General features: G+C 36.4%; 21 protein-coding genes and 1 riboswitch. Of the genes, 20 read left to right on the forward strand and 1 reads right to left on the reverse strand.

Annotated elements, in window-relative coordinates:
* Nucleotides 1–15 precede the first annotated feature (15 nt).
* The 6 genes from CP367_RS02000 to CP367_RS02025 all read left to right on the forward strand — a co-directional run bounded on the left by CP367_RS02000 (nucleotide 16) and on the right by CP367_RS02025 (nucleotide 5841).
* Nucleotides 16–1932 carry an acyltransferase family protein gene (locus CP367_RS02000; RefSeq protein WP_089145910.1) on the forward strand — a complete coding sequence of 639 codons (1917 nt, stop codon included), beginning with the start codon at nucleotides 16–18 and terminating at the stop codon, nucleotides 1930–1932.
* A 17-nt stretch (nucleotides 1933–1949) separates the two neighbouring features.
* Complete coding sequence (gene rnz / locus CP367_RS02005; protein WP_089145909.1) at nucleotides 1950–2888, forward strand: ribonuclease Z; 939 nt, start codon at nucleotides 1950–1952, stop codon at nucleotides 2886–2888.
* On the forward strand, nucleotides 2885–3679 hold the full coding sequence (locus CP367_RS02010; protein WP_089145908.1) for an SDR family oxidoreductase: 795 nt from the start codon (nucleotides 2885–2887) through the stop codon (nucleotides 3677–3679). Before rnz ends, CP367_RS02010 begins: the two co-directional genes overlap by 4 nt.
* 6 nt (nucleotides 3680–3685) lie before the next feature.
* A complete protein-coding gene (locus CP367_RS02015; protein WP_005720153.1) occupies nucleotides 3686–3934 on the forward strand; it encodes a lipopolysaccharide assembly protein LapA domain-containing protein in 249 nt (82 codons plus the stop codon).
* A gap of 102 nt (nucleotides 3935–4036) precedes the next feature.
* The gene (gene rpmF / locus CP367_RS02020; RefSeq protein WP_005720154.1) at nucleotides 4037–4225 is read left to right on the forward strand and encodes a 50S ribosomal protein L32; all 189 of its coding nucleotides are present in this window, start codon (nucleotides 4037–4039) and stop codon (nucleotides 4223–4225) included.
* A 59-nt stretch (nucleotides 4226–4284) separates the two neighbouring features.
* Nucleotides 4285–5841, forward strand: a complete 1557-nt coding sequence (locus CP367_RS02025) for a bifunctional UDP-sugar hydrolase/5'-nucleotidase (RefSeq protein ID WP_005722934.1) — start codon at nucleotides 4285–4287, stop codon at nucleotides 5839–5841.
* 61 nt (nucleotides 5842–5902) lie between these two features.
* On the opposite strand, the gene CP367_RS02030 is transcribed toward CP367_RS02025, so the two are convergent.
* A complete protein-coding gene (locus tag CP367_RS02030; RefSeq protein WP_005722935.1) occupies nucleotides 5903–6121 on the reverse strand; it encodes a DUF2929 family protein in 219 nt (72 codons plus the stop codon).
* A gap of 115 nt (nucleotides 6122–6236) precedes the next feature.
* On the opposite strand from CP367_RS02030, the gene CP367_RS02035 reads away from it, so the two are divergent.
* The 14 genes from CP367_RS02035 to der all read left to right on the forward strand — a co-directional run bounded on the left by CP367_RS02035 (nucleotide 6237) and on the right by der (nucleotide 21439).
* Nucleotides 6237–9344, forward strand: coding sequence for a DNA polymerase III subunit alpha (locus CP367_RS02035; protein ID WP_089145907.1), 3108 nt, complete (start codon nucleotides 6237–6239; stop codon nucleotides 9342–9344).
* 167 nt (nucleotides 9345–9511) lie between these two features.
* Nucleotides 9512–10474 (forward strand): 6-phosphofructokinase, encoded by a 963-nt coding sequence (pfkA, locus tag CP367_RS02040; RefSeq protein ID WP_005720158.1) that lies wholly within the window; start codon nucleotides 9512–9514, stop codon nucleotides 10472–10474.
* 33 nt (nucleotides 10475–10507) lie between these two features.
* Nucleotides 10508–12277: a pyruvate kinase gene (pyk, locus tag CP367_RS02045; RefSeq protein WP_013086285.1), complete on the forward strand. Its 1770-nt coding sequence runs from the start codon at nucleotides 10508–10510 to the stop codon at nucleotides 12275–12277.
* Nucleotides 12278–12403: 126 nt separating this feature from the next.
* Entirely contained in the window at nucleotides 12404–13297 is an 894-nt protein-coding gene (locus tag CP367_RS02050) for a S1 RNA-binding domain-containing protein (RefSeq protein WP_089145906.1), read from the forward strand.
* A complete protein-coding gene (xerD, locus tag CP367_RS02055; protein WP_061204671.1) occupies nucleotides 13284–14189 on the forward strand; it encodes a site-specific tyrosine recombinase XerD in 906 nt (301 codons plus the stop codon). Before CP367_RS02050 ends, xerD begins: the two co-directional genes overlap by 14 nt.
* Before the next feature lie 8 nt (nucleotides 14190–14197).
* The gene (locus CP367_RS02060) at nucleotides 14198–14560 is read left to right on the forward strand and encodes a hypothetical protein (RefSeq protein WP_005720166.1); all 363 of its coding nucleotides are present in this window, start codon (nucleotides 14198–14200) and stop codon (nucleotides 14558–14560) included.
* A complete protein-coding gene (locus tag CP367_RS02065) occupies nucleotides 14547–15287 on the forward strand; it encodes a ScpA family protein (RefSeq protein ID WP_005720168.1) in 741 nt (246 codons plus the stop codon). The genes CP367_RS02060 and CP367_RS02065 overlap by 14 nt, the downstream gene beginning before the upstream one ends.
* Nucleotides 15277–15867, forward strand: coding sequence for an SMC-Scp complex subunit ScpB (gene scpB, locus CP367_RS02070; protein WP_005720170.1), 591 nt, complete (start codon nucleotides 15277–15279; stop codon nucleotides 15865–15867). Before CP367_RS02065 ends, scpB begins: the two co-directional genes overlap by 11 nt.
* Before the next feature lie 3 nt (nucleotides 15868–15870).
* Nucleotides 15871–16587: a pseudouridine synthase gene (locus CP367_RS02075; RefSeq protein ID WP_057726525.1), complete on the forward strand. Its 717-nt coding sequence runs from the start codon at nucleotides 15871–15873 to the stop codon at nucleotides 16585–16587.
* 28 nt (nucleotides 16588–16615) lie between these two features.
* Nucleotides 16616–16728: riboswitch (FMN riboswitch) on the forward strand.
* 76 nt (nucleotides 16729–16804) lie between these two features.
* The gene (locus CP367_RS02080; protein WP_005720173.1) at nucleotides 16805–17494 is read left to right on the forward strand and encodes an ECF transporter S component; all 690 of its coding nucleotides are present in this window, start codon (nucleotides 16805–16807) and stop codon (nucleotides 17492–17494) included.
* 101 nt (nucleotides 17495–17595) lie between these two features.
* Nucleotides 17596–18057 (forward strand): SAG1386/EF1546 family surface-associated protein, encoded by a 462-nt coding sequence (locus CP367_RS02085; protein ID WP_005725874.1) that lies wholly within the window; start codon nucleotides 17596–17598, stop codon nucleotides 18055–18057.
* Between the two features lie 51 nt (nucleotides 18058–18108).
* Nucleotides 18109–18780 (forward strand): (d)CMP kinase, encoded by a 672-nt coding sequence (cmk, locus tag CP367_RS02090; protein WP_089145905.1) that lies wholly within the window; start codon nucleotides 18109–18111, stop codon nucleotides 18778–18780.
* Between the two features lie 72 nt (nucleotides 18781–18852).
* Nucleotides 18853–20061 (forward strand): 30S ribosomal protein S1, encoded by a 1209-nt coding sequence (gene rpsA / locus CP367_RS02095; protein WP_005720179.1) that lies wholly within the window; start codon nucleotides 18853–18855, stop codon nucleotides 20059–20061.
* 70 nt (nucleotides 20062–20131) lie between these two features.
* Nucleotides 20132–21439: a ribosome biogenesis GTPase Der gene (gene der / locus CP367_RS02100; RefSeq protein ID WP_089145904.1), complete on the forward strand. Its 1308-nt coding sequence runs from the start codon at nucleotides 20132–20134 to the stop codon at nucleotides 21437–21439.
* The last annotated feature ends 101 nt before the right edge of the window (nucleotides 21440–21540 follow it).

Below are 21540 nucleotides of genomic sequence, written 5' to 3' on the forward strand. Positions count from 1 at the left end.
GAGTAGAGATAGGGTATGAAAAAAAATAGGTTTATTACGGGGTATTCTGGCCTTAGAGCCTTAGCAGTTATCGGAGTAATTCTTTATCATTTGGATCCTAATTCCTTTATGGGAGGATATCTGGGAGTGCCGATTTTTTTCGTGTTCTCAGGATATTTGGTGACAGATCATATGCTTAATTCATATGATAAAACAGGATCATATAATAATCGTAATTTTTATTTGAGTCGAATAAAAAAGTTATATCCACAATTAATTACTGTTTTATGGTTAAGTGCAGCCTATATCTTTATCTTTCAACGAAATTTACTGGCTAAATTAAATCAGGTTGTACTTGCAAATCTATTAAATGTATTTAATTTTTGGCAAATTCATAATGGTCAAAGCTATTTTGAGCGTTTTGCAGCTAATGAATCACCATTTACTAATTTATGGACGATGTCAATTGAAGGCCAATTTTATATTGTTTGGCCAATTGTCATTTATTTACTAGTTAAATTGGTTAAAAAGAAAAAAAATATTTTCTGGATTTTAGTTGGTCTATCAGCTGTTTCTGCATTAGAAATGGCAATCCTATACTTTTTAAAGGCTGATATTAATCGAATTTATTACGGAACTGATACTCGTTTCTTTTCTTTAGGATTAGGAGCAGCATTAGCAGTTGTTTGGCCGATAGAAGGTTTAAATCAGCAAGTTGAACGAAAAGTAAGTTGGATATTGGACTTGGTGGGCCTTGCTTCATTTGCTTTAATGTTAGCAATGTTTTTCTCTAAGTGGATGAATCCACAACAAGCCTTTACTTACTCTGGCGGGATGTTGTTATTTACTTTAGATGTATGTATTTTAGTAGCTGTAATTGCTCATCCTGGTAGTCATTGGAATCAAATCCTAACTAATAGGTTATTTGATTGGATTGGCTCACGAAGCTATGGCATCTATCTGTATCAATTTCCAGTAATGATCTTTTTTGAAGATAAGGTAAATATTGGTGATAATCCAATGCTGTATCACCTTATTGAAGTGATTTTAATTTTAGTGATTACAGAAATTACTTATCGTTTGATTGAAAGACCAATGGGTAGGATTACCTGGGATAAAACGAAGCAATATTTTACTCGAATTTTTAATTTTGAAACAAAAGATTACTTTAAGAAAGGTCAAGCAGCCTTAGCAGCTTTGATTTTAATCTTAGGATCAGCAGCTATTGCTATTTCACCAGGAGTAAAAGCAGAAGACTTTAATAAAAGCCAATTAGCACAGCGAATTAATCAGAATTCTAAAAAACAAAAAAAGGATAATGCTAAATTAATTGAAAAGTTAAAAAAAGAAAAAAAGAAAAAAGAAAAAAAATCTAAAATTATTCGTGAAGCTGAGCTTCAAACTAAAAAGCATCCTATTAACAAATCTTTTGTTAAATATGGTATTTCCCAGTTAGATTTGCAATTGGCTCAACATGTTCAAGTAACTGCGATTGGCGACTCGGTAATGGCCGGTTCGAGCAACGATTTAAAACAATTAATGCCTAAAGCGTTAATTGATGCTGCTGTTTCAAGACAATTGAATGTTGCTTTTGGCTTATTAGATAGTTATCAAAGTCAAGGAGTTTTAGCAGATAATATCTTAATAGGGTTAGGAACTAATGGACCTTTCTCAATGGAAGATCTTGATCGAATAATGCATCAGGCTGGGCCTAAGAGAAAAGTTTTCTGGATCAATGTTCACGTTCCAACTAGAGATTGGCAAAATTCAGTGAATAATTTGCTAAAGCAAGGTGCAAAACGGTATCATAATCTTATAATAATTGATTGGTATTCATACTCGAAGAATCATCCTGACTGGTTCTACGGTGATCATACTCACCCTAATTTAGAGGGCTCAAAATACTATAGTGCATTAGTTACCAAAACAATTGTTAAGCATTCAAAATTTTAGATTAGAATAGGATTTTCATGGAATTACAATTTTTAGGTACTGGTGCTGGGCAACCTTCAAAGCAACGCAATGTTTCTAGTGTTGCACTTAAGTTGCTGGATGAATTGAATGAAATCTGGCTTTTTGACGTAGGTGAAGCAACTCAGCATCAAATTTTAAGAACAAATATTAAATTACGAAAAGTTACCAAAATTTTTATATCACATAATCACGGTGATCACATTTTTGGGTTACCAGGGTTATTGTCAACTCGTTCTTTTCAAGGTGATGTTGGTCCTATTACTATTTATGGTCCCAGTGGTATTGAAGAATTTGTTAGAACAGCTCTTAAGGTATCTCGGACTAAAATTTCATATCCTATAAGGTTTGTTGAATTAGCTAAATCAGGGTTAATCTGTGAGGATAAGGGCTTTCGAGTGTATACGGAGCAACTAGACCACCGGATACCTAGTTTTGGTTTTAGAGTAGTGGAGGCTTCACATCCAGGCGAATTATTAATTGACAAGTTAGCACAGTATAATGTTCCTAATGGGCCACTTTTGGGGAAATTAAAAAATGGCGAAAAAGTAACTTTAGCTGATGGTACTGTTTTGGATGGTGAAAATTTCTTAGGACCTACTAAACCGGGAAGAATTGTGACGGTCATCTATGACACACGTTCCACGCCAAGTATTGCTCGTTTGGCTAAAGAGGCAGATGTTTTAGTCCATGAATCAACTTTTGCAGGGGATGAACAAAAATTGGCGCATGATTATTATCATTCTACTTCGGTTGAAGCAGCCAAAATTGCTCGGAAAGATAATGTTAAATTATTATGTCTAAATCATATTTCTGCTCGTTATATGGGTGCTAAAGGGAAAAAACTCGAAAAACAGGCTAAAAAAGTATTTTCTAATACAGTATTAGTTAATGATTTTGATCAGATTAATATTCCAATGAAAGGCTCAGAAAAATGAAAGACTCATTAAGAAATAAAGTTGTTGTAATTACAGGTGCTTCAAGTGGGATTGGACGTTCCATTGCCCTTGAAAGTGCTGGTCGTGGTGCTACTGTAATTTTAATTGCTAGAAGAAAGAACCAATTAGATGAAATTGCAGCAGAAGCTAAAGAACTATCCGGTGCTGAAGCATATGTTTTTCCAACAGATATGGGTAAGCCGGAAGAAATTGAACAAACCTTTAATGCAATTACTAAACAAGTAAAACACATTGACTTTTTAGTTAATTGTGCTGGTTTTGGTAAATTCGAAGAATTTATGGACCAAAAAATGCAAGACGTTACCAATATGTTCCAAGTTAATGTTTTAGGTTTGATGTACTTTACTCGTTTAGTAGGTAGGGTCATGATGGACCAAAAGACTGGTCAAATTATTAATTTTGGCTCAATTGCTGGCAAGGTACCAACTACCAAGTCAGCCGCTTACAGTGCATCTAAGGCTGCCGTAATTCAATTTTCAAATGTCTTACGGCTAGAATTAAAGCCATTTGGTGTCAAGGTAATGACTGTAAACCCAGGACCAGTTTATACTAATTTCCTTAATGTAGCAGATAAGACTGGAAATTATGTCAAAAATGTTCAAGAATTTATGTTGGATCCAGATGATGTTGCTTGGCAAGTAGTTCACTTCTTTGGCAGTGATAAACGTGAATTAAATTTACCACTTAGTTTAGCTGTAGCGGCTAAATTGTATAATCTATTTCCATCGATTGGTGATGAGATTTCCTTAAAGTTTGCTTCTAGAAAGTAAAAAAAGATGGAAAAACAAAGAAATTTAATTATTGGATCAGTTGTGGCTTTAATTGCAGTAATTTTTGTTGTTTTAAATACATCACCTGTCGCAATTAATTTTGGCTTTTTTAAGGTGAGGTTACCACTAATTGTTGTGTTAGTGGTAATGGTGATTATCGGGATGATTATTGCTTGGTTCTTTGGACGAGATACTAAGGAAAAAACGGATCACAAGGTCACTTTCTTCAATAAAAAAGAGAAGAAAATAGAATAAATCTTGATTTATTAGCAATTGAATAGTATGATTGAACTACGTGAGTGATTCGGGGTTATATGACCCTGAAGCTTAAGACTACAATAAAGGAGATCAAATTAAATGGCAGTTCCTGCAAGACATACTTCTAAACAAAAGAAACGTTCACGTCGTGGTCACATTAAGTTGAGTGTTCCAGCAATGCACTATGATGCAACTACTGGTGAATACCGCTTAAGCCACCGTGTTTCACCAAAGGGTTATTACAAGGGTCGTCAAGTTGTAAATAACAACGACAACAGCAATAACTAGTTAAAGGACACCTTTGATATGGTGTCTTTTTTTATACCTAGAAAAAGGAAAAAGAAATAATGAAGTTAGTATTTTTACATTCTAGTGATACACATGGATTTTTGTTGCCAACTGATTACCAAAATAAAACCGACTATCATGCTCCTTTTAGTTTGAGTAGAGTTAGCTCAGTTATTAAATCTGAAAAGAAAAAGTATGGTGATAACAATGTTGTAGTTACCGATGCAGGTGATTGTTTGCAAGGCTCACCACTTGCTTCCTATGCTCATTCAACTGGTGATTATAGTGATTTACGTATTTTTACGCAAGCTTATAATGCAGTGGGGTATGATGCTCGCTGTTTAGGTAACCATGATTTTAACTTTGGATTAGATTATTTAAGCTACTATGTTGATAACAATGAGGCACCAATCATTAATGATAATGTACTGGATGCAGAAACAGAGGTTCCATTTTTTGGTAGAGAATACACTATTATCAAGAGAAATGGCTTAAAGATTGGTTTATTGGGGATTACAACGCAATATATCCCACATTGGGAACCTAAAGAAAATGTAAAAGGCTTAAAGTTTGCCTCTGCTTACGAAAAAATTAAGCATTATGCCAAAATATTACGCCCTCAGGTTGATATTTTAGCTGTGATGTATCATGGTGGCTTTGAAAGTGATCCTGAAACTGGTAAGGCGACTGAACCTAATCGTGGTGAAAATGAAGGTTATCAGATTTTAACCAAAATTCCAGAAGTTGATGTCCTATTGACAGGTCACCAGCATCGGCGCTTAAATTTGGTTACACGCGATACTGCTATTGTTCAACCAGGTTATCGCGGTGAAGCTGTAGCTGAAGTGGTTCTTGATATTGATGATGATACTAAGAAAATCAAATCAATGTCCACTAAGTTGATTGACACTAAAGATTATGATCCTGATCCTGTAATTGTTGATATTGTATCTGACTTGGATAAAAGAACACAAAAATGGCTAGATCAACCAATTGCACATTTAGATAAACCTGCTCGAATTGAAAATGCAATGAAAGGCAGAATAGAAGGCGCGCCATTTATTAATTTAATCCAGCAAATGCAATTATGGTTTACTAAAGCTGATGTTTCGGCAACTGCAGTGATGAGTGAGACAGCTAAGGGATTTGATAAGACCATTACTATGAGAGATGTTTTGTTAAATTATCCGTATGCTAATCAGTTGTGTCGTGTGAAGCTGACTGGTAAAGAATTACGTCATATTATTGAGCACTCTGCTGGCTTTTTGAAGAAAGATGAAGCAGGAAACATTGGCTTTATTGATCGATGGATTAAGCCTAAGCCAATGTTGTATCATTTTGATGTCTTTTATCCAGTCGAATATGAAGCGGATTTATCCAGACCAGTAGGTGAACGGCTGACTAAACTAACTTTGCACGGTAAGCCAATCAAAGATGATCAGATTTATCATTTAGCAGTTAACAACTATCGTGCTATGGGTGGGGGATTTTATCCTGAATATAGTATGGACAAAATTGAAACCACTTTGGATAAGGACTATGTACAAATGTTTAGCGAATATTTGACTCATGGACCAGTCGAAGTAGATACAAAAAAGAATTATAAGTTTTACTAAACCAAACGAAAAAGACGTGAGAATAAAAACATCTCACGTCTTTTTTGAATAGATTGAATAATTATTTTAACTTACTGTATTTACTATTATCTTTGTGTGAACGAGCAGTAATAGTCGCAATAATTGCTGAGAAAAGAATACCAAAAATGATCCCAACGATTACACAATTTCTTAAATCTGTGCCGTTGAATGAAGCACTTCGGGTTAAAGGACCAGCAATAAAGCCTACAACTAACATGTAGATTACGCTCCATACAGTTGTGATGATATAACGACCCATAATGATTCCTTCTTTCGTGTAAGATTTTATCAAAAATGAAGCGCAAATTCAAACCTGATTGGTTCAATTTGGTATACTTAATTTAATGTTTGTAATGACGAAAGGTGGTTAATTTATGCAAGTAGCAGCACTTCAAAACATAAGCTCCTTTACGCTTTTAAGTAGTCCAACCAAGGTAAGTGATTTGATAAAAGACGCTAAAGAGAAGGGCTATCCTGTGGTTGGTTTAGCCGACGTGAACGTGACTTATGGTTTGGTCAATTTTTATGAGTTGGCTAAAAAGGCGGGAATTAAACCACTTCTTGGGATGCAACTGCGTTTAAATGGTTTGGTTGATAGCACCCAAAAATATGATTTGCTAGTTTTTGCCAAAACAAATAAGGGCTATCATAATTTATTGCGACTTTCTAGCGCGGTAAATTTGTTAACGGAAAATGGGCAAAACGATAAGGTCTTAACGCTGAATGAATTAACCAAATATTTAGATGATTTGTTGATTATCGTACCAGCTAATCTAAAAAGTGAATTAATGGCGCTGCATGATACAAATCAGGCATTAGGCAGTGATTATGTTCGCCAACTAAAGAAGTTAACGTCTGATCTTTATTTGGGTGTATATGCTTCAAAAGCAAGTATAGATTACATTGATTATGTCCGTGGATTAGCTAAGCAATTTGAATTATCTTTAGTTGCAGTGGAAGATAGTCAATATTTACGGCCACGTGAGCAATTTTTACAAAAAACTTTGCGTGCGATTGCTAAGGGAGATAAATTGCAAGATATATTGCCACTAGCTAAGCAAGCTGGTTCGCATTATTTAGATTCTGCACAAAATGTTTTAGAACGCTATCATCAATATGACTTGGATGATGCAATTAATAATACTTGGAAAATTGCTCAGAAATGTAATGCTGAAGTGATCTTTCAAAAACCGGTCTTACCTAAATATCATCAAGATAAGTTTCCGACTTCAGAAGAATATTTGCGTTATTTGGCTCAAACTGGTTTACAAGCGCGCTTTGGTCAAAAAAGTATTCCAGCCGAGTATCAGAAAAGATTAAATTATGAATTACGAGTCATCAATCAGATGGGGTTCGATGATTATTTTTTGATTGTATGGGATGTAATTAACTATTGTCACCGAGTAAAAATTACTACTGGTCCAGGACGTGGTTCAGCTTGTGGTTCACTGGTTTCATACTCTTTGCGTATCACTGAAGTTGATCCCATCCAATATAATTTACTCTTTGAGCGTTTTTTAAATCCGGCTCGTCATGAGATGCCTGATATTGATCTGGACATTCCTGATATTCAACGGAATACAGTAATTAAGTATATGTATCAAAAGTATGGCATGGATCATGCTGCTCAAATTTTGACTTTTGGTACAATGGCTGCTAAACAAGTATTAAGAGACGTTGGCCGGGTTTTTGGCTTAACAGGACCAGAAATCACTAAGTGGACTCACGCAATCCCGTACTCTAAAGATAAAATGGGATTAAAAAAAGCATATCAAGAGTCTAGAGAACTAAGATTATTGGTTGATGCAACGCCTGAGAATAAATTGTTATTTAAGACTGCTTTAGGACTTGAGGGATTGCCAAGGCATTATTCTATTCATGCGGCTGGATTGGTGATTAGTGATGATTCGATTGCTGGCATTTCGGGATTGCAGGCTGGTCCTTTCGGCATTCCTGTAACTCAGCAAACCAAAAAATATGTTGAATCATTAGGTTTGCTAAAGATCGACTTTTTGGGATTGCGCAATTTGACAGTTTTAGGCAATATTTTAGCTTTAGTGCGGCAGCAAGGTGTAAAGTTAGATCCTAATACAATTCCGTTAAATGATCCCAAAACAATGGAACTGTTTCAACAAGGTAAAACAGATGCAGTCTTCCAATTCGAATCTGGTGGGATTCGTGGTGTTTTGCGTAAATTGCATCCCGACAATTTTGAGGACCTAGTAGCGGTGAACGCTTTATACCGTCCAGGTCCAATGCAAAATATTGACGCATTTGTTGCAAGAAAAAATGGTACGGCTACTGTGCATTATCCTGATCCCAGTTTAAAGCAAATTTTACAATCAACTTATGGAATTTTGGTTTATCAGGAACAAGTCATGCAAACAGCTCAAATCCTGGCAGGATTTTCATTGGGTGAAGCCGATATTTTACGACGTGCGATGTCTAAAAAGAATCAGAATGTCATTGAGCAAGAACGTGGAAAATTTATTGCTGGTACGGTCAAAAAAGGTCATCCTAAAGAAGTAGGTGAGCGAGTTTATCATTATATAGAGCAATTTGCTAACTATGGTTTTAACCGTTCACACGCGGTGGCATATACCAAGATTGCCTTTTGGCTAGCTTATTTGAAGGTTCATTATCCTGCTGCATTTTACACAGCGATGCTCAATTCATCAACGTCTGCTAAAGCGCAAAGCTATTCGATGCAAGCTCAGGAAGCTGGAGTTCGTATTTTGCCGCCTGATATCAATCACAGCCAATTAGACTATACTTTACAAGATGGCAAGATTTTAGTTGGTTTAAAAGCAATTAAAGGATTACGTCTTGATTTTGCTAAGGAAATAGCTGCCAATACTAAACCGTATAAGTCTTTTAATGATTTTTTGCGTAGAATCGACGCTAAGTTCTTACAAGTAGACGCAATTGAAGCATTGATTATGGCTGGAGCATTTGACTCAATCGAAGATAATCGCAATGAGTTATTGCTTAACTGCAAAGATGTAATTGCTAATGTGCAATTAACGGGACAAAATATGTCTTTATCTGAGATTCTGGGGGATGCACCACTTAAGCCTGCTGAGCCACCGACTGCTGCCCAAAAAGCAGAAATGGAAGAGAAAGCTTTAGGCTTTACTACAACAACTACTCCTCTAATAGCTGTACAAAAATATGCACAAAAATTTAACGCTAGACCATTGAATCAATTTCAGTTAAATGATAGTGGTATTAGCGTGGGTAAATTAATGAAGTTAAAGCAAATTAGGACCAAAAATGGAAAAACAATGGCTTTTGCTAGTTTTGCTGATACATCTAGCGAACAAGAAATTATTATTTTTCCACCGGCTTATGAAAAATTTGGCTCTATTTTAAAAGAAGGAGATATTTATTTACTAGGAGTCAAGGTTCAAGGTGATCGATTTGACCAAAATAAAAAACAGTATTTCTTAACCAATTTGCGAAAAGTTAATTTTAAAGAATAAAGTTCAAATTACAAAGCTATCTTTGACGATGGATGTAAGTGCTAACAAACTTAAATACGGAAAGAAAGCATAAATTAGCCCAATTTTTGTGAGCTTTTTTGCCTAAAAAATGTTAATATTTATGTGATGTGAGAAATTACACAAAATAATCATGATGAGGTGAATTCATGAAACGGATTGGTATTTTAACTAGTGGCGGAGACGCCCCTGGTATGAATGCAGCAATTAGAGCTGTGACAAAGACTGCTATCCATCATGGGCTTGAAGTCTTTGGAATTCGTTATGGTTTCGCTGGTTTGGTTGCAGGTGACTTTGTTCCGCTTACCACGGAAAATGTTGACCACAAGATTAGTGAAGGCGGTACTTTCTTGTACAGTGCTCGTTTCCCTGAATTTGCACAAGAAGAAGTGCAACAAAAGGGTGTTGAGCAATTAAAGAAACATGGTATTGATGCGGTTATCGTAATTGGCGGTGACGGTTCATACCATGGTGCTTTAGCCTTGACTCGCCACGGCGTAAACTCAGTTGGTTTGCCAGGAACTATCGATAATGATATTCCTTATACTGACTACACGATCGGCTTTGATTCTGCTTGTCGTACTGCTATGGATGCTATCGATAAAATTCGTGATACTGCAAGCAGTCACCACCGCGTATTCGTTGTTAATGTAATGGGTCGTGAATGTGGTGATATCGCTATGCGTGTCGGTGTAGCAAGTGGAGCAGACGCAATTGTAATTCCTGAACGTTCATACGATGTTAAGGAAATTGCAGAAACTCTTACTCGTGGTTTTGCAGATGGCAAAGATCATGGTATCATTGTTTTAGCAGAAGGCGTTATGGCTGCTGATAAGTTTAAGGACGAACTCCTTAAATATGGTGACTTTGATGCTCGTGCTAATGTCCTTGCGCATATGCAACGTGGTGGCTCACCTACTGTTACAGATAGAGTTAATGCTACTAAGATGGGTAATTATGCTGTTAAGTTACTTCTCGATGGGAAGGGCGGTTTAGCTGTCGGCATGGAGAATGGTGAACTTAATACCCACGACATTCTTGATTTGTTTGACGGTAAACACCAAGGTGATTATGCGTTATTGGATGTAAATGAAGAAATGACTAAATATTAATTTAGTTGATTTTTGGAGAGGATTTTTTTAATAATGAAGAAAACTAAGATTGTTAGTACTTTAGGGCCAGCTTCAAACGATATTGAAACTATTACTGCTTTAGCTAAGGCTGGTGCAAACGTATTCCGTTTCAACTTCTCACACGGTGACCACCCAGAACACCTTGCTCGTATGAAGATGGTTCGTCAAGTGGAAAAGGATACTGGTTTACTTCTTGGTATCGACCTTGACACTAAGGGTGCTGAAATCAGAACCACTGAACAAGAAGGTGGTAAGTTCACTATTAATACTGGTGACATGATCCGTGTATCAATGGATGCCACTAAGAAGGGTAACAAGGACATGATCCACGTTACCTACGACGGTTTATACGATGATACTCACGTTGGTGGTCACGTATTAATCGATGATGGTTTGGTTGACCTTTTGATCAAGGAAAAGGACGACTCAAAGAGAGAACTTGTTTGTGAAGCTCAAAACACTGGTGTAATCGGTTCAAAGAAGGGTGTTAACGCTCCTGGTGTTGAAATTCGCCTTCCAGGTATTACTGAAAAGGATACTGATGACATTAAGTTTGGTTTGAACTATGGTATTAACTTCATTACTGCTTCATTTGCACGTAAGGCTCAAGATATCTTAGACATCCGTAAGCTTTGTGAAGAAGCAGGTGCAGACTACGTTAAGATCTTCCCAAAGATTGAATCTCAAGAAGGTATCGACAACGCAGACGAAATTTTGCAAGTTTCAGATGGTTTAATGGTTGCTCGTGGTGACATGGGTGTTGAAATTCCATTTATGGAAGTTCCATTTGTACAAAAGAGCCTAATCCGCAAGGCTAACGCACTTGGTAAGCCAGTTATTACTGCTACTCAAATGCTTGACTCAATGCAAGAAAACCCACGTCCAACTCGTGCCGAAGTTTCAGACGTTGCTAACGCTGTTCTTGATGGTACTGACGCAACTATGCTTTCAGGTGAATCAGCAAATGGTCTTTACCCAGTTAAGGCTGTTAAGGCTATGGCTGAAATTGACGAACGTACTGAAAAGCAAATGCTTAAGCGTAATACTTTAGCTCTTCAAAGATTCGAAGCCTACAAGGGTTCAAACGTAACTGAAGCTATCGGTGAATCAGTTGTACGTACTGCTCAAGAATTAGGTGTTAAGACTATCATTACTGCAACTAACTCAGGTTACACTGCACGTATGATTTCTAAGTACCGTCCAAATGCTGACATTATTGCTATGACCTTTGACGAAAAGATTCAACACTCATTGGGTATCGTTTGGGGTGTACAACCAGTATTGACTGAAAAGCCTAAGTCAACTGATGACATGTTTGAAATGGCTGCTAAGGTAGCTAAGGAAAAGGGTTACGTAAAGGATGGCGACCTTGTAATTATCGTTGCAGGTACTCCACTTGGTGACTCAGGTACAACTAACTTAATGAAGTTACAAATCATCGGTAACAAGTTAGTTCAAGGCTTAGGTGTTGGTAACGGTTCAGTTATCGGCAAGGCTGTTGTAGCTAACTCAGCTGAAGAAGCAAACAGCAAGGTTAAGGAAGGCGACATCTTAGTTGCTAAGACTACTGACCCAGACTACAACCCAGCTATCAAGAAGGCTTCAGGTTTAGTTGTTGAAGCTTCAGGTTTAACTTCACATGCCGCAGTTATCGGTTTATCATTAGGTATCCCAGTTGTTGTTGGTGCTACTGACGCTACTGACAAGATTTCTGATGGTTCAACTATTACTGTTGACGCTCGTCGTGGTGCTATCTACCAAGGCGAAATCTCAAACCTTTAATTTTAAGAATATAATTTAGATAGATTAGCTAATCAAAAAATAGCCAGCTTAAGTGCTGGCTATTTTATTTTGCATAAAAATCTCTTATACTTATATGTAAGAATATGTAAAGTAGGAGATTTTTAAATGCTTGGAACAGTTCGTAAAGGAAAAATTACTGACGAAAACGATAAAGCTTATTATGTTCAAATTGATGGACTGACTTATGAATTGAAGAAGATCGAGATTACGCAAGATGATATTCCTAAAATTGGAGATGAAGTCGAAGGTTTTATTTATGATAATAAAAGTCATGATCGAGAAATGACACAATTTTTGCCATTCGCGCAACCCGATCAATATGGTTTGGGAAAAGTAACCGAGGTACGTCCAGGCTTAGGCGTCTTTGTTGATGTAGGTCTACCTGATAAAGACGTTGTTTTATCAATGGATGATCTTCCTAGAGAAAAAGAAAGATGGCCTCGACGTGATGATCGACTTTTAGTAAGATTAGAAACTGACGAAAAAGATCGTATTTGGGCTAAGCTAGCAGATGAAAATATTTTTGACCAATTAGCTGCTAACTTTCCACGTGGAATGAATAATGAAAATGTCTTTGCAACGGTTTATGCTACACGAGAGATAGGAGCATTTGTTTTAACTAGTGATTATTATCTTGGCTTTGTACATGAATCGCAGATGCCACGTCCTATGAGACTAGGTGAGCAATTCAAGGGTAGAGTAGTCGGTGTCAGTCAATATGGACGTTTGAATTTGAGTGCTTTGCCTCGTGCTTTTGAAGAAATTGATGATGATGCGCAAATGATTTTGATGAGTTTGCGGAGAAGAGCAACCAAGACTCTACCTTTCTATGACAAATCAAGTGCACAAGAAATTAAATCATACTTTGGTATTTCAAAATCAGCTTTTAAACGTGCGGTCGGTCATTTGCTCAAGGCTGGATTAATTGAAGAAGATAAAACAGCAGGTACGATTACTTTAATTAAGGATCCAGAAGAGAACGATAATGGAGAAGATTAATTTAAAAGATCAAATTGATGATTATTTACGCTATAGTCAAGTTGAACGAGGATTAAGTGATAATACAATTAATGCTTATCGTCAAGATTTAGAAGAATTTCGAACTTTTGTAGAAAATGAAGGTATGGCTTCATGGCCAACTGAAGCAAGCGATGTGGATGCGTTTTTAGCTCGGCAGCGTGATTTGAACAAAGCAACCAGCTCAATTAGTCGACTTATTTCTAGCATGCGTAAATTTTATCAATGGTTAGCTCGGCAAAATATTCAAAAATTAAATCCAATGTTGGAAATCGATTTGCCTAAAAAAGAACGTCGTTTGCCGACAGCTCTCTCTCAAGCTGAAATGAATAGGCTACTTGAGCAGCCAAATACTAAACGAAAGTTAGGTATACGTGATCGTGCTATCTTAGAGACATTATATGCCACGGGAATGAGAGTAAGCGAATTAATTAATTTGGAGTTGCAGGATTTACATGACAATTTAGGCTTAGTTCGGGTTCTTGGTAAAGGCGAAAAAGAACGATTGATTCCAATTAGTCCTGTTGCTCTTGATTGGATAAAAAAATATGAAAATGAAGTTCGTGATCCGCTAATTTTACAAGTAGGGAAAAGCGATGAACATATTTTTTTAAATAATCGAGGAAAAAAGATTACACGACAGGCTATTTGGCAGATGATCAAAAAGTATTGTCAAATGGCGGCAATTACTAAAGATGTCACGCCACACACTTTACGTCATACGTTTGCAACACATTTGCTAGAAAACGGCGCAGATTTGCGAGTAGTGCAAGAAATATTAGGACATTCTGATATTAGCACGACACAGATCTATACCAATTTATCACAAAAGCAAATTTTAAATGTTTATCAGAAGACACATCCTCGTCTTTAGGTGATTAAATGCTAATACAATATAAAAAAGATTATGAGAAGATAGCAATGGGATTACTATCCTATTTACCTGATTTTAAAAATATCGAAAACTTAAAAGAAGAAATCACGCTTAATCAGGATGAAAATGACTTTATTTTGTATCTTTATCGTAATAGTCAAAATAATATGGTGGGCGTAATAGGAACCCAAGTATCTAATCAGTTTGTAATTATTAGATATTTGTCTTTAGCTCCTGGTTTTCGTGAGATTAGTTATGAACGGAAAATTGTTGATGAACTAAAGCACGAATATCCAGATAAACGAATAACTGCTGTACCAGAATATACAAATTTATTAAAAACGGTAGAAGAAGATAATGGACAAAAGTAACTTAACTTTAGAATTACCGAATTTTGAAGGACCACTTGATTTATTACTGCATTTGATCCAATCGCAAAAAATTGATATTTATGATATCCCAATTGCCCAAATAACTAGTCAATATTTAGAATACTTGCGCCAAATGCAAAGCTTAAATTTACAAATTGCAGGCGAGTATTTTGTCATGTCATCAACTTTATTGCGAATTAAATCACAGTATTTGTTGCCTCAAAACGATTTTGTAGATGATATTCAACCTGATGAAGATCCAAGAGACGAATTAGTGCAACAATTGGTACAATATTCTGTGTTTAAGAAAATATCTGCTTATTTTAAAGAACGTAATGAAGAAGTACCGATTACAGTTGCTAAAGAAGCTAGTGTATCAACCACTGCTAAAGTTCAACCGCTGCCTAAGGGTCAGATAACTGCACAAGAATTAGCGACGACTTTTACGATGGTCTTACATCGTTTGAAGTTGCAGCAACCAGATACCGCTTCAATTAGAGTAGCAGAAACGCCGATCAATGAGATGATGGATTTTTTGCATGGACAATTGAAACGAAAAAGGCAAGTTAGTTTCTTTGCTTGCGCGGACAAAATGCAGAATATCTCAGATGTTATTGGCTTATTTTTAGCGACACTAGAATTGTGTAAAAAACAATTAATTCAGATTACACAAGCACGTGAATTCGGTGATTTAAATTTAGAAAGAATTGATACGAATGGCAAGTAAACTAGCAAATTTAGAAGCTCTTTTGTATGTCGCAGGTGACAATGGGCTTGAGGAGCAAAATCTAATTGAACTACTTGAAGTTGATGGTGAAGAGCTAGGTCAGTTAGTCACTCGTTTGCAGCAAAAAATGAAGGCTGATCCAGACTCGGGAATGCAAATAATTCATATTGCAAATACTTATAAGATGACAACTAGTCAACAGACAGCTAAGATAATTGAAAAGTATTTTCAAAAAGATTTAACTAAGAATTTGAGTCAATCAGCACTTGAAATTCTCTCAATTATTGCTTATCGACAACCAATTACTAGAATAGAAATTGATGATATTCGTGGAGTAAATTCATCAGGAGCTTTACAGACATTGATTTGGCGAGGATTAATTAAACAAGACGGCAAAAAAGATGCTCCAGGTCATCCTAAGTTGTATGTTACAACTGATTATTTTTTACAATATTTTAATTATCAAAGTTTGGCTGATTTACCGTTAATCGAAGACTTTGAGGATACAACTGATGGTGAGGAGATTGACTTATTCGATTCAAAAGGTAGCGCAGACAAACATTTAGAAAAAGAGGGATAGAAAATGGCAGAACGATTACAAAAAGTAATTGCGGAAGCAGGAATCGCTTCAAGAAGAAAAGCTGAAAAAATGATTGTAGCCGGTCGAGTTAAAGTAGATGGGCATGTTGTTACTAAGCTAGGTACTAAAGTCGATACTTTTAGTAATATTACAGTCGATGATGAACCAATTGAGCGGGAAAGCCTACACACGTATTTGTTTTATAAGCCTCGCGGCGTTGTTTCGACTGCAGAAGACGATCGTGGTAGAAAAACTGTAGTTGATTATTTCGAAGATTTACCATATCGTTTGTATCCAGTAGGAAGATTAGATTATGATACGTCAGGTTTATTGCTAATGACTAACGATGGCAAATTAGCAAATTTATTGATGCACCCTAAAAATGAAGTGGCTAAGGTCTATGTAGCCAAGATTAAAGGGATTTTAACTCCTGATGAAATTAAAACCTTGACTCAAGGAGTAAAGTTGGATCATTTTAAGGCTGCGCCTGCCAAGGTCAAAGTATTGAAAACTGATTATAAGAAAGACACACAAATTGTCCAAATTACAATTCATGAGGGACATTATCATCAAGTTAAGCGAATGTTTAAAGCAGTAGGTCACTTAGTTGATAAGCTTGCTCGTGAAAAATATGCCTTTTTAACTCTGGATTCGCTTACATCAGGGCAATATCGGGAATTATCGAAGCATGAAGTTGACAAATTAATGCAATTGAACTAAATTATAACTGTAATTAAATATTCAAGGTTATTGTCTTCAGGGCAGGGTGAAAGTCCCGACCGGCGGTGAAAGTCCGCGACCCACGTCAGTGGTTGAATCGTTAGATACCGATAGTTAAAGTCTAGATGGAAGAAGACAGGCTAAAAAAACTTACTACACTTTTTAAGGTCTGTTGCTGAAGCAATAGACCTTTTGTTTTGAGAAAGGAAAGTAAGTTATGGATCAAGCTAAATCCAAGAATAGTAGTTTAACTAATGTGATTGCATATGCTTTAATTGGCTGTATTGCTTTTGTAGTTATGAAATTTGAATTTCCAATCATGCCTGGAGTTGCCTTCTTAAAGTTTGATTTTTCAGATGTCATTATTACAATTGGAATGTTTATTTTTGGCATTGTACCGGGAGTTATTATTGCTTTAATTCGAATGTTGCTTAGTTTAATTTTTAGTGGTTTTGCATTACCAAGCCTTGTTGGAAATCTAGCAGCATTCTTAGCTTCAATGTCATTTGCAGTTCCATTTTATTTATTAAGTAAAAATGTGAGTGCGGATAACCGCAAGACAATGATGGGCAGAGTTAAACCAATTTGTGGTTTGGTAATTGGGATTATCGCAATGGCAGCAGTGATGTCATTGGCTAATGCCTTCGTTTTGACTCCTATTTACGCAGTAACAGCGGTACCAAACTTGCCTGCTATTAATAGCTATAGTGCCTTGTTAAGCTTTACTGAGAAAGTTTACTTGGGTCAGTTATTGCATTTACCATCAATGTCAACCTACATTTTTAGTATTATCATGCCCTTTAACTTGTTAAAAGGATTAATTAACGCTGTGGCTGTTTACTTATTGTTTGAAGCTACCTTGAAAACAATTAAGCCATTCGTTCGTAAGAGATTTAATTTGAATTAAGTTATCATCCCATCAATTTTTTAAGTTGATGGGATTTTTCATATTCAAAGCATCCTAAAATATGCTAAAATTAATCCGTTAAGTGAATGGAGGAATTTTTGATGGATAAAAAGTCAACCGGGCCATATCAGCACTATGAACGACCTACTGAAAAGCGAAGCTCACAAGATAGTCAGCCTAGTGGATCAGCACGTTGGATAGCAGTTATTATAATTTTAGCGGTTATTTTAATTGCACTTATCCCAGTTGTTCATCGTTTGGCTTCAAGCCATTCAGAAAAAGCTGAAGAAGTTCAAACAGTTAAGAAGGTTTCTTCTAAATCATCCAAGTCTGTTAAGACTAAGAAAACCTCATCATCTTCTTTTAGCAAGAAAAAGTCTGAAAAGGCTAGTTCAAGCTCATCTAGTAGTTCTGCTACTCCTAAGACTTATTTAGTCCAAAGTGGAGATACTTTAAATGAAATTGCAGAAAAGAATGGCTTGACTGTTGATGAATTAGCCAGATTAAATAATCTTAAAGACTCTTCAAATATTGAAGCAGGTCAGACACTTAAGTTGAAATAATCTTTCAGAAAGGATAAAAGGGGTCGATGTTAAGATCTCTTTTTTATTAGAATGCAAGTAGCAGTAGATGGTCCTGCATCAGCAGGTAAAAGTACAGTTGCTAAAATCATTGCAAGTAAATTATCCTGTGTCTATATAGACACAGGGGCAATGTATCGTGCATGTACAGTGATTGCTCGTAATCATAACTTAGATTATGGTGATGAAGCGGGTATCTTGAATGCCATTGATGAAGATGGAATTGAATTGAAATCTGAAAATGGTGAGCAAAAAGTATATGTAGCTGGAAAGGACGTTTCTAAAGAAATTAGAACGCCTGAAATTTCAGCTAATGTTTCGGAAGTATCCGCTTTGCCGAAAGTACGAGAAAAAATGGTAAGTCTGCAACGTGAAATGGCAGGCAAGACAAATGTCATTATGGATGGTCGCGATATTGGTACGACTGTTTTACCTAACGCTGAAGTTAAGATCTTTTTAGTTGCTTCAGCAAGATCACGTGCTGAACGTCGTTTATTAGATTTTAAAGAGCGTGGTATTAAATCTGACCAAACAGTTGATGAAATTGAAAAAGATATTGCAGCAAGAGATTATAAAGATTCTCACCGCAAAATTTCACCGCTAAAAAAGGCAGATGATGCAATTGAAATTGACACCACAAACATGTCGATTGACGAAGTTGTAGAGGCAATTTTAGCTCAAATCGAAAAAAAACAAAAAAATTAGAAAAAATAGCACAAAATAGTAGAAAAATATCTCGGTTTCCTATAAAATGGGACATGATATTGGGAGGTACATATGTCAGAAAACAGTAATCAATTTTTAGACGCATTAAAGCAAATGCAAGGAGTTGAGGTCGGAGATATTGTCGATGTCGAAGTATTAGACATTGAAGACGGCCAAATCGATGTTGGTGTTGAAAACGCTGGTGTTGAAGGTGTCATTACTCGTCGTGAATACACTTCAGACCGTAACGCAGACTTACGTGATTTAGTTAAGCCTGGTGACAAGTTTAAGGCCTTAGTATTAAGAAGAGCCGGTGGCGACAAGGAAAATGGTGAATTCTTCTTCTCAGTTACCCGCTTAAAGGAAAGAGAAGCCTACGACAAGTTACAAAAAGACTTCGAAGACGGAAATGCTGTCGAAGGTACTGTAACTTCATCAGTTCGTGGTGGTTTAATTGTTGATGTTGGTACACGTGGTTTCTTACCAGCTTCATTAATTTCAAACCGTTACGTTTCAGATCTTAAGCCTTACATTGGTAAGACTATGAAACTTAAGATTACCGAAATTGATCCTAACAAGAACCGCTTAATCCTTTCACACAAGGATTTAGTTGAAGAAGAACGTGAAGAAGCATTTGACAAGGTTGCATCACAATTAGTTGTTGGTGACGTTGTTGAAGGTAAGGTTTCACGTTTGACTAACTTCGGTGCATTCATCGATGTTGGTGGTGTTGACGGTTTAGTTCATATTTCAGAAATTTCTTACAAGCACGTTGACAAGCCAAGCGATGTTTTAAAGGTTGGTCAAGATGTTAAGGTTAAGGTCATTGGTATCGACAATGACAGACATCGTATTTCCCTGTCTATTAAGCAAACTGAACCTTCTCCATTTGAACAAGCTACAGCTGACTTAAACGAAGGCGATATTTTTGAAGGTGAAGTAAAGTCATTAACTAACTTTGGTGCTTTCGTTGAAGTTGCTGATGGTATTCAAGGTTTGGTACACGTTTCAGAAATCTCAAACAAGCATGTTGACAAGCCAAGCGATGTTTTAAAGGTTGGTCAAAGTGTTAAGGTTAAGGTTTTGAACATTGACCCAAGTGATAGGAGAATTTCACTTTCAATCAAGGCTGCTGACTCAAACGCTTCTTCAGAAAATCATAATTCTCGTCCACGTCGTTCACGTAACGAAAATTCAGTAAACAAGAAGTACATGAGTGATAACGACAACGGCTTTGCATTAGGTGACATCATTGGTGACCAATTAAAGGACCGTAAGTAGTCATTTTATAAAAAAGCCGACTTGAGTCGGCTTTTTTATTTATGTTTAGATTAGTAAAGGAGGGCGAGAAATGGTTTTACCAGTTGTTGCAATTGTTGGTCAACCCAATGTTGGTAAATCAACACTTTTCAATAGAATAATTAATCAACGTTTAGCTATTGTTGAGGACAAACCGGGTGTTACCCGAGATCGTAATTATGCTCAAGCCGAATGGATGGGGCATAAGTTTGATTTGATCGATACTGGTGGTATTACCTGGGAAGGTGGCAAGATCGAAGAAGAAATCAGAGCTCAAGCAGAAATTGCAATTGAAGAAGCAGATGTTATCGTGATGTTAACCAATGTGGTAAATCACGTGACAGATTTAGACGAAAGAATAGCTCATCTTCTTTACCGTACTAAAAAGCCAGTTATTTTAGCTGTAAATAAAGCTGATAATCCTGAACAGCGAAGCGATATTTATGATTTCTATAGTTTAGGATTGGGGGATCCGATTCCTGTTTCAAGTAGTCATGGTACTGGTATTGGTGATTTGCTTGATCAGATTGTTAATGATTTTCCTGACGATAAAGATACTGAAGCTGATGATGTTATTTCTTTTAGCGTGATTGGTCGACCAAATGTAGGTAAGTCTTCAATTGTTAACAAATTACTTGGTGAAGATCGGGTAATTGTTGCTAATGAAGAAGGAACAACTCGTGATGCTGTCGATACGCCGTTTACCCATGATGGTGTAAAATTTAAGGTCGTTGATACTGCCGGAATCAGAAGACGAGGCAAAGTGTATGAGAAGACAGAAAAGTACTCTGTAATGCGCGCTATGAGTGCTATTGAGCGCTCATACGTGGTTTTACTTGTCCTCGATGCAAGTACAGGCATTAGAGAACAAGACAAGCATGTGGCTGGATATGCTCACGAGGCGGGTCGTGGAATCATCATTGTCGTTAACAAATGGGATTTGCCAAAAAAGAATAGTACAAGCGCTAAAGAATTTGAACGTGAAATTAGAGATGAATTTCAATATTTGGACTATGCTCCTATTCTTTTTGTTTCTGCCAAGACAGGTCAAAGATTAGATCAAATTCCTAATATGGTTAAAGAAGTCTATGATAATCAAAATCAAAGAATTCAATCTAGTGTCTTAAATGACTTGTTGCTTGAAGCAAGTAAGTTAGTTCCAACTCCAATGGTGAAGGGTAAGAGATTGCGTGTTTATTACATGACCCAAGTAAGTACGAATCCACCGACTTTTGTTGTATTTGTGAATGACCCAGAACTGATGCACTTCTCATATGAACGATTTTTGATTAATCAATTACGACAAAACTTTGATTTTACGGGTACACCAATCAAGATTTTACCACGTAAACGTAAATAAAAGATAAGCAAAATATCATAAAAACCTTGTTGTTATAAGGTTTTTGTGATATTTTTGTTTTTAGGGAACATGATTAGTTGTGATCATTTTTCCTTGTTTAG

Origin of the sequence: Lactobacillus sp. UMNPBX16, assembly GCF_002553775.1 — a bacterium.
GTDB classification, from domain to species: domain Bacteria; phylum Bacillota; class Bacilli; order Lactobacillales; family Lactobacillaceae; genus Lactobacillus; species Lactobacillus crispatus.

Excerpts from the sequence above, each read along its gene's own strand:
- CP367_RS02000 (WP_089145910.1), top strand. The coding sequence starts at position 16 with ATGAAAAAAAATAGGTTTATTACGGGGTATTCTGGCCTTAGAGCCTTA.
- rnz (WP_089145909.1), top strand. The coding sequence starts at position 1,950 with ATGGAATTACAATTTTTAGGTACTGGTGCTGGGCAACCTTCAAAGCAA.
- CP367_RS02010 (WP_089145908.1), top strand. The coding sequence starts at position 2,885 with ATGAAAGACTCATTAAGAAATAAAGTTGTTGTAATTACAGGTGCTTCA.
- CP367_RS02015 (WP_005720153.1), top strand. The coding sequence starts at position 3,686 with ATGGAAAAACAAAGAAATTTAATTATTGGATCAGTTGTGGCTTTAATT.
- rpmF (WP_005720154.1), top strand. The coding sequence starts at position 4,037 with ATGGCAGTTCCTGCAAGACATACTTCTAAACAAAAGAAACGTTCACGT.
- CP367_RS02025 (WP_005722934.1), top strand. The coding sequence starts at position 4,285 with ATGAAGTTAGTATTTTTACATTCTAGTGATACACATGGATTTTTGTTG.
- CP367_RS02030 (WP_005722935.1), bottom strand. The coding sequence starts at position 6,121 with ATGGGTCGTTATATCATCACAACTGTATGGAGCGTAATCTACATGTTA.
- CP367_RS02035 (WP_089145907.1), top strand. The coding sequence starts at position 6,237 with ATGCAAGTAGCAGCACTTCAAAACATAAGCTCCTTTACGCTTTTAAGT.
- pfkA (WP_005720158.1), top strand. The coding sequence starts at position 9,512 with ATGAAACGGATTGGTATTTTAACTAGTGGCGGAGACGCCCCTGGTATG.
- pyk (WP_013086285.1), top strand. The coding sequence starts at position 10,508 with ATGAAGAAAACTAAGATTGTTAGTACTTTAGGGCCAGCTTCAAACGAT.
- CP367_RS02050 (WP_089145906.1), top strand. The coding sequence starts at position 12,404 with ATGCTTGGAACAGTTCGTAAAGGAAAAATTACTGACGAAAACGATAAA.
- xerD (WP_061204671.1), top strand. The coding sequence starts at position 13,284 with ATGGAGAAGATTAATTTAAAAGATCAAATTGATGATTATTTACGCTAT.
- CP367_RS02060 (WP_005720166.1), top strand. The coding sequence starts at position 14,198 with ATGCTAATACAATATAAAAAAGATTATGAGAAGATAGCAATGGGATTA.
- CP367_RS02065 (WP_005720168.1), top strand. The coding sequence starts at position 14,547 with ATGGACAAAAGTAACTTAACTTTAGAATTACCGAATTTTGAAGGACCA.
- scpB (WP_005720170.1), top strand. The coding sequence starts at position 15,277 with ATGGCAAGTAAACTAGCAAATTTAGAAGCTCTTTTGTATGTCGCAGGT.
- CP367_RS02075 (WP_057726525.1), top strand. The coding sequence starts at position 15,871 with ATGGCAGAACGATTACAAAAAGTAATTGCGGAAGCAGGAATCGCTTCA.
- CP367_RS02080 (WP_005720173.1), top strand. The coding sequence starts at position 16,805 with ATGGATCAAGCTAAATCCAAGAATAGTAGTTTAACTAATGTGATTGCA.
- CP367_RS02085 (WP_005725874.1), top strand. The coding sequence starts at position 17,596 with ATGGATAAAAAGTCAACCGGGCCATATCAGCACTATGAACGACCTACT.
- cmk (WP_089145905.1), top strand. The coding sequence starts at position 18,109 with ATGCAAGTAGCAGTAGATGGTCCTGCATCAGCAGGTAAAAGTACAGTT.
- rpsA (WP_005720179.1), top strand. The coding sequence starts at position 18,853 with ATGTCAGAAAACAGTAATCAATTTTTAGACGCATTAAAGCAAATGCAA.
- der (WP_089145904.1), top strand. The coding sequence starts at position 20,132 with ATGGTTTTACCAGTTGTTGCAATTGTTGGTCAACCCAATGTTGGTAAA.